At 54.6% G+C, this 8,920-nt stretch carries 5 protein-coding genes; all 5 read left to right on the plus strand.

What is annotated here, in order from left to right; genetic code table 11:
* The first annotated feature begins 252 nt into the window (after positions 1-252).
* Positions 253-3,567, plus strand: coding sequence for a hypothetical protein (locus EJP87_RS11015; protein WP_130471927.1), 3,315 nt, complete (start codon positions 253-255; stop codon positions 3,565-3,567).
* A gap of 33 nt (positions 3,568-3,600) precedes the next feature.
* Positions 3,601-5,514: a TolC family protein gene (locus EJP87_RS11020; RefSeq protein ID WP_130471928.1), complete on the plus strand. Its 1,914-nt coding sequence runs from the start codon at positions 3,601-3,603 to the stop codon at positions 5,512-5,514.
* A 26-nt stretch (positions 5,515-5,540) separates the two neighbouring features.
* Positions 5,541-6,278: an efflux RND transporter periplasmic adaptor subunit gene (locus EJP87_RS11025; protein WP_130471929.1), complete on the plus strand. Its 738-nt coding sequence runs from the start codon at positions 5,541-5,543 to the stop codon at positions 6,276-6,278.
* Entirely contained in the window at positions 6,275-7,597 is a 1,323-nt protein-coding gene (locus EJP87_RS11030; protein WP_130471930.1) for an efflux RND transporter periplasmic adaptor subunit, read from the plus strand. Before EJP87_RS11025 ends, EJP87_RS11030 begins: the two co-directional genes overlap by 4 nt.
* Positions 7,543-8,920: site-2 protease family protein (locus EJP87_RS11035; protein ID WP_338140537.1), on the plus strand; the 1,378-nt coding region annotated here is incomplete at its 3' end. The genes EJP87_RS11030 and EJP87_RS11035, both read left to right, overlap by 55 nt.

Genomic DNA, 8,920 nt, shown 5'->3' on the forward strand with positions numbered 1-8,920 from the left:
ATCAGAAAAATGCGCATCCAATTAGATACCGACTTCACATCTCCCTTATATTGCAGAATCGCCCTCGTCTCACGGGCCAGTTCCTCCCAACCAGTGGGAAACAAGGAACGTAAAAATTCCCAATTTTCATCCAGAAATATCGTATTCGCATCCATAGTGGTTGCATTATACACGCATCCACACTGCTCAACAATAAGTTTCGATAATCATGTTAGCGCATATGGGACAACCGCCCTGGTCTTTACCTATACCGTGCAAAGTGGGGACAATACCACCGATCTGGATTATACCGCCACCACCGCCCTGGCTCTGAACAGCGGCAGCATCAAGGATGGTGCCGGCAATGATGCCACCCTGACTCTGGCCACACCGGGTGCCGCCAACTCTCTGGGCAATGCCAAAAATATCATTGTCGCCTTGGCTCCCTCAATCAGCGCGGTCAGCGCCTCTACTGCCGACGGCTCCTATAAAGCCGGGGATACGGTCAATGTAACTGTCACCTTCACGGAAGCCATTACCGTGACCGGTAATCCTTATCTTACTCTGGAGACGGGAACCACCGACCGCAACGCCACCTATTCCAGCGGCTCCGGCACCACCACTCTCACCTTTGCCTATACTGTGCAGGCCGGAGACAGCACCAGCGACCTGGATTATGTGGCCACCTCCTCCTTGAATAGCAATGGCGGCACGCTGCAAAATGGCTCTGCCGTCGATGCCGTGCTCACACTCCCCACGCCCGGCGCTGCCAGCTCTCTGGGACACAACAAAGCCATCGTGATCGACACCACTGCCCCCAGCGTCTCCTCGGTCACCTCTACCACCGCCAACGGCTCTTACAAGGCGGGTGATACAGTCAATGTCACCGTCACCTTTTCCGAGGCGATCACTGTGGACAGCAGCGGCGGCACCCCTTATCTCACCCTGGAAACCGGCAGCACCGACCGTAACGCCAGCTATGCCAGCGGCTCCGGCAGCAATACCCTGGTTTTCAGCTATACCGTGCAGGCGGGCGATAGCAGCAGTGATCTTGATTATACCACCACCTCCGCCTTGGCCTTGAATGGCGGCACCATCAAGGATAGTGCCGGTAATGATGCCACCTTGACTGTGGCCTCCCCCGGAGCCGCCAACTCTCTGGGCGACAACAAAGCCATCCTGATTGATACCACGGCACCAACGGTCAGCTCTGTCACCTCCACCAGCGCTGATGGTCGTTACAAAAGCGGTGATGTGATCAATGTCACCATCCACTTTTCCGAAACGGTGAGTGTGGTCACCACAGGTGGCACCCCTTATATCACTCTGGAGACCGGCACAACGGATCGCAACGCCAGCTATGCCAGCGGTTCCGGCAGCACCGCCCTGGTGTTTACCTATACCGTGCAAGCAGGCGATGGCAGCAGTGATCTCGAATATGGCACCACAAACGCCTTGGCCCTGAATGGCGGCACCATCAAGGATACAGCAGGCAACAGCGCCACCCTGACCCTGGCGGCAACAGCCAGCAGTGGCTCTCTGGGCTATGGCAAGGCCATTGTCGTCGATACCACGGTAGAGACGCCAACTGTGGCCAGTCCGACCATCAACGAGGATGCCGACAGCGGCGCTATCACCATCACCCGCAGCGGCAATGATGGCAGTGAACTGACCTACTACCAAATCAGCGCCATCAGCGGGGGGACGCTCTACAGCGATGCCGGGTATAGCAGCACCATCAGCAATGGCGATTTTATTGCCTCTGGCGGAGCGACAACCAATCTCTATTTTCGTCCCACCAGCAACCGCAACAGCACTACCGGTGGCAATGGCTCCTTCACTGTGCAGGCGGCGACCGGCAATGGCAGCTCTTATCTGGGGGGCTCAACAGCCACTTCGACCATTACCCTGACTGCCATCGCCGACACCCCCAGCGTCGCCAGTCCAACCATCAACGAAGACAGCGACAGTGGTGCCATCGCCATCACCCGCGCCGCCGGTGATGGCAGCGAAACCAGCTATTATAAGATTTCCGGCATCAGCGGGGGCAGTCTCTACAGCGATGCCGCTTATACAGTGGCGGTCAACAATGGTGACTTTGTTGCCTCTGCAGGCGCGACCACCAACCTCTATTTTCGGCCCACCGCCAACCGCAACAGCGATAACGGGGGCAATGCTGTCTTTACTGTGCAGGCAGCCAGCGGCGCCAATAACCTTTATCTAGGTGGAGCAACAGTTTCCTCAACCATTACCATCGATGCGGTGAACGACGCTCCCACTTTTGTCAAAGGGGGCGATCAAACGCTCATGCAGACAGCAAATCCCATTACTGTTCCCCACTGGGCAACCGCCATCAGCAGCGGACCGGCAGATGAGAGCACGCAAAGCTGGCAGTTTATCGTTACCAACAACCGTAATGAGATGTTTAGCGTACAACCCTCGATTGACAGCAGCGGCACACTCACCTACACCCCCACACAGTTAGGGTATGGCGTGGCCACTGTCAGTGTACAACTGCAGGATAACGGTGGTACAGCCCGCAACGGTGCCGCAAGCAGCCCGGTACAAACCTTTCAACTGACAGTAACCCGACCCCCACCCCCACAACCAGCCCCTATTCCAACACCACCCGCTCCTCTGACCAGCGACAAAAACAGCAATACGACCACATCCAACGACGGCCAAAAAGCGCCGCACACCTTTAAATCCACTGCGGGTTTACCATCAATGGGAGATGGTGCCAATGCTCCCGTGGTGACCATGACCAATGCCAATTATACCCCGACGGTACTTAAAACAGGCGATACGGCAACCAACAACACCTCCTCGTTCAGCACAGCTTTTCTGGACAGCAACAAGAGCCCCTCTATTGCGCTCCCAGCAGCGGTGCCTGCTACCACTCCGCAAGCCCCTCCTCCGGCAACGATAGCCGACAATACAGCCTCTGTTCCTGCCTTCACTGCGGGCAGCAAAATGACCAGCACGCATCAAGGTGGTTTTGCGGTTGCCGTCTCCCCGGCGACCGGGGAGAATGGCGGATTGGCAGTCAATCGCACCATTCAGGATGTTGCGGTGGGTGAGAGCGGCTCCATCAGCATGGCGATTCCCGCCAATGCCTTCAGCCATAGCGATGCCAATGCCCAGGTCACTCTGGCGGCCTCTCAGGCCGATGGTGCCAACCTGCCCAACTGGCTCTCTTTTGATCCGATAAAAGGCAAATTTGAAGGCACAGCTCCTCCCGGCACCAAAACCGAGATTGCAATCAAGATTGTTGCCCAAGATAATCAAGGCAAAATGGTTGTCTCCATCTTTCGCGTCAAAATTGGTAACAAAGAGGGGGACAACACCGAAAAAAATTTACCGGAAAAAACCGATAGACCTCGATCAGAACGTAGCAAAGAGAACCTCTTTTGGGTTATGCTAGAGCAAAACAGGTTTGGCAAAGAGGTACCAAGCCAACATAGGTTTGCTGGAACGACAGGAATATCCAGACAGTTGGCCTGGGCTGGCAGAGAAGGATGGCTGCTACGCAATAACGCTTTGCAACAAGCAAGCGCACAATTGCTGGCAAGTCATTACAACTCCTGATTAACGCATGTTATATTGATTGTGTGAGGATATATGATTCCATTATTAATTAAAAAAATAGCTCGCAAATCTTCCCTATTGCTGCTCTCTGCCATCCTTGCTGGCTGTGCCGTGCAACCACAAAAATTGACCAATCAGGAGCTGGTCAGCCAGAAAGAGCAGGATTTAACCGCCATGTTTGCCAATCGCGAGGCTGTGGATCACCCTTTGAGCCTGTCAGAGGTGATCGCCCGCTCTTTGCGCTATAATATGGACCATCGGGTTAAACGGATGGAAGCAGCATTGGCTACCCGGCAACTGGATCTGGACAAGTTTGACACCCTGCCCAAACTGACCACCTCCGCCGGCTATAGCGGTCGGGATAACATGAATGCCTCCAGCAGCTATTCGGTTGCCACCGGTGCCGTGTTACCTGAACGCTCCACCTCGCAAGATCGCGAACGAATCACTGCCGATTTGGGACTCACCTGGAATCTGCTTGATTTTGGAGTCAGCTATTATAATGCCAAGCAAAATGCCGACCGGCAGTTGATTGCCCAGGAACGGGAGCGCAAGGTGCTGCACAACCTGGTGCAAGAGTCCCGTTCAGCTTTCTGGAGGGCAGCGGCTGCGCAACAGTTGGCACCACGGGTAGCAGCCACGGTCAAACTGGCCGAAAGCGCCTTGGCCGATGCCCAGCAGGCGGAAAAGAGTCAGTTGCGCTCCCCTCTGGAATCTCTGCGCTATCGGAAAACCCTGCTGGAAACGCTGCGCCAACTGGAGGCAACCCAGCAAGAGCTCTCTACGGCCAAAGTGGAACTGGCCGCCATGATGACTCTGCCCCCTGGTACACCTTTGCAATTGGCAATTCCCAAAGATGGGTTGGCCGTCAACGACTGGCAAATGCCCTTGGCAGATATGGAGGAGTCTGCCCTGATGCGGCAACCCGATATGCGCGAGATGGCCTATCAATCGCGTATCACCGCCACAGAAAATCGCAAAGCCCTGCTCAAACTGCTGCCGGGTATCAGCATCAATATGAGCCATCAATATGATGACAACTCCTTTGCCATGCACCAGGAGTGGAATGAAGCGGGCATTCGTGTCTCTTTGAATCTGCTGAATCTCTTGTCGGCACCCGATCAGTTGGCCTTTGCCGAGGCCAATGAAACGGTTACCCAGACCAAACGGCAAGCTCTGCGCATGGCTTTGTTGATGCAGGTGCATATTGCCCATCGCCAGTATGAGGCGGCCCGCACCCAGTTGCAACGCAGTGAAGCGCTGTTCCGGGTGGAGAAGGATATTGCCCAACATACCGGCCACAAAGCTGCCCAGGATGCACAAAGTGTACTGGACCGCATCGCCAGCGAGACCAATGCCATCCTGGCTGAGTTGCGTTATTATTTGGCCTTGTCGCAACTGCAATCGGCAGTTGGCAAAATGATGGCCACGGTGGGACAGGATCCCGAGGTGGGCACCATCCAGGAAGGGACTCTGGAAGATTTGAGCAAACGGGTGGAACAATGGCTACAAGGCAGCTCTGCGCAAAAACAAGCGGCAAGCATGCCCAATCAAGAGCGCTCCCGCACTGAGAATAAGCAAGCACCCGGCACCCCTGCGCAAAACAGCCACTCTGATCTGCAAACAAAGCGCTCCTCTGCACAAAACGACACTTCTGCAGAAGCAGATGTTCAGTCAGCTCTGGTCTCGGCCTTGGCCGATGCCAATGAGGCTATGCCGCAAACAGCACCTCGTTCTGCGAGCACCAACACTCAACTCATTGGTCGCAAGGGCACAGTCCAACGCAACACCTGGGTACGTCATGGACCAGGCAGAAAGTTTGAGAAGGTGCGTCTCTTGCATCCCGGTGATCCGCTTACCGTACTGGAGCTTTCCGGCGATGGCCAATGGTTGCGCATTGGCACAAACGCCTGGATGAATTATAACATGTTGGCCCCACAATCATGATCTCTTGGCTGCTCTCTGGATTGCTCATGCTGGGAGCTCTCTTGCTGTACGGGACAGAGGTGCGTGCTGCAGATCTGCCTACTGCTCTGCAGGCCAACACCTTGCGTGCGCAAATTTTGCCCAAGCAATATACAACCATTTCCAGTGAACTGCCCGCACGCTTGGAAAAATTGCCCTTGGAAGAGGGAGCTCGCTTCAAAAACGGCGACCTGTTGGCCTCCTTGGATTGTTCGCTGCAACGGGCTCAGTTGGAAAAGGCCCGTGCCGCCTTGACCGCTGCCGAAAAGCTTCGGGAGGTCAACAGCAAATTGCTGCAGTTAAAGTCCGTCGGCGAACTGGAGGTGGTAACCTCCAGCGCCGAAGCGGCCAAAGCTCGTGCCGAAGTGGCAGTGATGACAGCAACTGTTGCCAAATGTGCCATCACCGCCCCCTTTTCCGGTCGTATCGTCGAATGGAAAGCACGGCCTCATCAATTTGTCCAATCTGGACAAGCTTTGCTGGAGTTGTTGGATGACTCCAACCTGGAGGTAGAGTTTATTGCTCCCTCGCGCTGGCTGCAGCAGATCAAAACAGGAAGCCCCTTTACCCTGCATGTGGATGAAACCGGACAAGCCTATTCAGCCAAAATTGTCCGTATCGGCGCCAAAGTCGATGCGGTCAGTCAGTCGATCAAGGTTAACGGACAATTTATGCAGGCGGTTCCTGGTCTGTTGGCGGGCATGAGCGGAAGGGTCGTTATGGATCTGCCTGCTGCTGCACAATGAGCAACACTCCCCACTCTTCCCCCTTGGCTCTGTTGTTACAGTTGGAACAACGTGCCAGGCAGAGCGCCGCCACAGCAGAGTTGTGGTTTGTCATTGTCAATGAAACCCATCAACTCTTTCCCTACCAACAGGCTGTATTATGGAATGGTGAGGGCAAAGTGCTGGCACTCTCTGGCGTGGCAATGCCAGATGCCAATGCGCCATTTGTGTTATGGCTTCAAGAGCTCTATCGCCATTTTTCTCTCTCACCTGCAGAAGAGTTGCTTTACCCCTTTTTGCAGAGAGAACATCTGCCTGAACAATTGCAACAGGATTGGCGTGAATGGCTGCCACCACAAGCCCTCCTTCTGCCGTTACAACATGCAGACAAAAAAGTGGCATGGCTGCTCTTGACCCGCGAGGAGCCCTTCAGCCGGGAAGAGAGCGCTTTGCTGACCGTTTTGGCAGAAAGTTATGCCTTTGCTTTGCATTATCATACGCGCCGCCAAAGTTGTTGGCACTTTTCCTGGCTGAGTCGCTATAAGTTTGCTTTTCTGCTTCTGCTGGCCGCTCTTTTGGCCTGGCCAGTCTCTCTCTCCGTCTTGGGCCCCGCTGAACTGGTACCCATCCATCCAGAGGTGATTCGCGCCCCCATGGATGGCGTGATTGCCCGTTTTCATGTCTCTCCCAATGATACAATCCAACCAGGACAAGCGTTGCTGGATCTGGATGACACCATAGTACGCGGACGCCTCGACATGGCTGAAAAAAGCTATGCCATCGCCGAATCGGAATACCAGCTTACCGCTCAAATTGCCTTGCAGGATCCCCGTTCCAAGGCACAATTGACCATTCTGGCAGGCCGGGCCGAAGAAAAAAAGATTGAAGTGGAGGCGCTGCGCGAACAGTTGCAACGCACCAAAGTTCAGGCCAAACAAGCCGGTTTGGCCCTTTTCAGTGACCCCTTGCGCTGGATTGGCAAACCGGTGGTAACCGGAGAACGCATTCTGGTCGTCGCCGAAGAGTATAAAACAGAGGTGGAAATATGGCTTGCCGTGGGCGATTTGATCCCTATCGCTCCGGGTGCGCCAGTTACCCTGTTTTTGAATATTGATCCCTTGCACCCCATGACCGCAACGGTGCGTCTGTTGGCATATGAAGCGGAATTGCGCCCGGATCATAGTATGGCCCACCTGGTACGCGCCACCTTGCAGCAACAGAGTGGCAAAGCCCAGGTAGGCTGGAAAGGCACTGCCCGTATTGATGGCGAACAGGTCTCTGTATTGTGGTGGATGCTGCGCCGCCCTATCGCCATGGTCAGGCAATGGTTGGGAATATAGAGTACACCTTGCCGCCCTTGCGGGAGGAGCTGCGCCTCTATCCCGCACCAGCGGCAGCAGATGGTTCCCCCTCCTGGACATTGGCCGACCCTGCTCGCCACAGTTTTTACCGCATCGGTTGGCTGGTGTTTGAAATTCTCTGTCGTTGGCAGGAAGCCGATCCCCAACGCATCGTGGCCGCAATCAACCGTGAAACCACTCTCTCCGCGACTCTGCACGATGTGGACGAGGTCCGACTCTTTTTACTCAATCACCAACTGCTACGACCAAATGATCCGGTTGGCAGCAAACGCCTGTACAGCCTCTCACAAGCCATGCGCAGTGACTGGGCAACCTGGCTGTTACACCACTATCTCTTTTTTCGCATTCCGCTCTGGCGGCCAGATGGCTTTCTCAATCGCACCCTGCCATCCTTGACCTGGCTCTTCTCACCCTGGTTTCGTTGGGGATTGGTGGCGTTATTCCTGGTAGGCATGCAGCTTTTATTGCGGCAGTGGGATCTGTTTTGGAGCACGGTTCTGGACAATATCAACGGCGAGGGATTGTTGGCCTATGGAATCACCTTGAGCAGCGTCAAAATCATCCATGAACTGGGCCATGCCTATGCTGCCAAACGCTGCGACTGTCGGGTGCCGACAATGGGAGTGGCATTTTTGGTGATGTGGCCGGTACTCTATACCGATACCACAGAGGCATGGAAATTGGCCAAACGCTCCCATCGTCTAAGCATCGCTGCTGCGGGCGTGGCTGCCGAAGCAATCTTGACTGTATTGGCACTGTTTGCCTGGAGTATATTGCCACCAGGTCTGGCAAAAAATTTGGCCTTTTGGGTGAGCGTCACCTCTTTGAGCCTCACCTTGGCGATTAATCTTTCGCCGTTCATGCGCTTTGATGGCTATTTTATCCTCTGCGACCTGCTGAATATGGCCAATCTGCATGAACGCTCGTTTCAATATACCCGCTGGTGGCTGCGCGAATGGCTGTTTGGCTTGCGCTTGCCTGCACCAGAAACCACAACAGCCTCTCTGCGCCATTTTTTTATCCTCTTTGCCTTGTTGACCTGGAGTTATCGGTTGATACTCTTTCTGGGTATTGCCGTTTTGGTTTACCATTTTTTTATCAAGGCGGTGGGAATATTTTTGTTTGCGGTGGAGATCGGCTGGTTTGTCATTTTACCCATCTGGCGTGAGGTGCGTATGTGGAAACCCTATTGGCTGCACAGCAAACAAAAAAGAGTACTCCTGCTGGGCCTCGCCCTCATCCTCTCCTGGATGTTTTTACCCTGGTCCACCCATATTGCCGCTCCTTCCCTGCTGCAGGGCA

Origin of the sequence: Candidatus Magnetaquicoccus inordinatus (genome assembly GCF_004217665.1) — a bacterium.
Taxonomy (GTDB): Bacteria; Pseudomonadota; Magnetococcia; order Magnetococcales; family Magnetaquicoccaceae; genus Magnetaquicoccus; species Magnetaquicoccus inordinatus.

Coding starts and splice junctions, on each gene's coding strand:
- EJP87_RS11030 (WP_130471930.1), top strand. CDS start 6,275: ATGAGCAACACTCCCCACTCTTCCCCCTTGGCTCTGTTGTTACAGTTG.
- EJP87_RS11025 (WP_130471929.1), top strand. CDS start 5,541: ATGCTGGGAGCTCTCTTGCTGTACGGGACAGAGGTGCGTGCTGCAGAT.
- EJP87_RS11020 (WP_130471928.1), top strand. CDS start 3,601: ATGATTCCATTATTAATTAAAAAAATAGCTCGCAAATCTTCCCTATTG.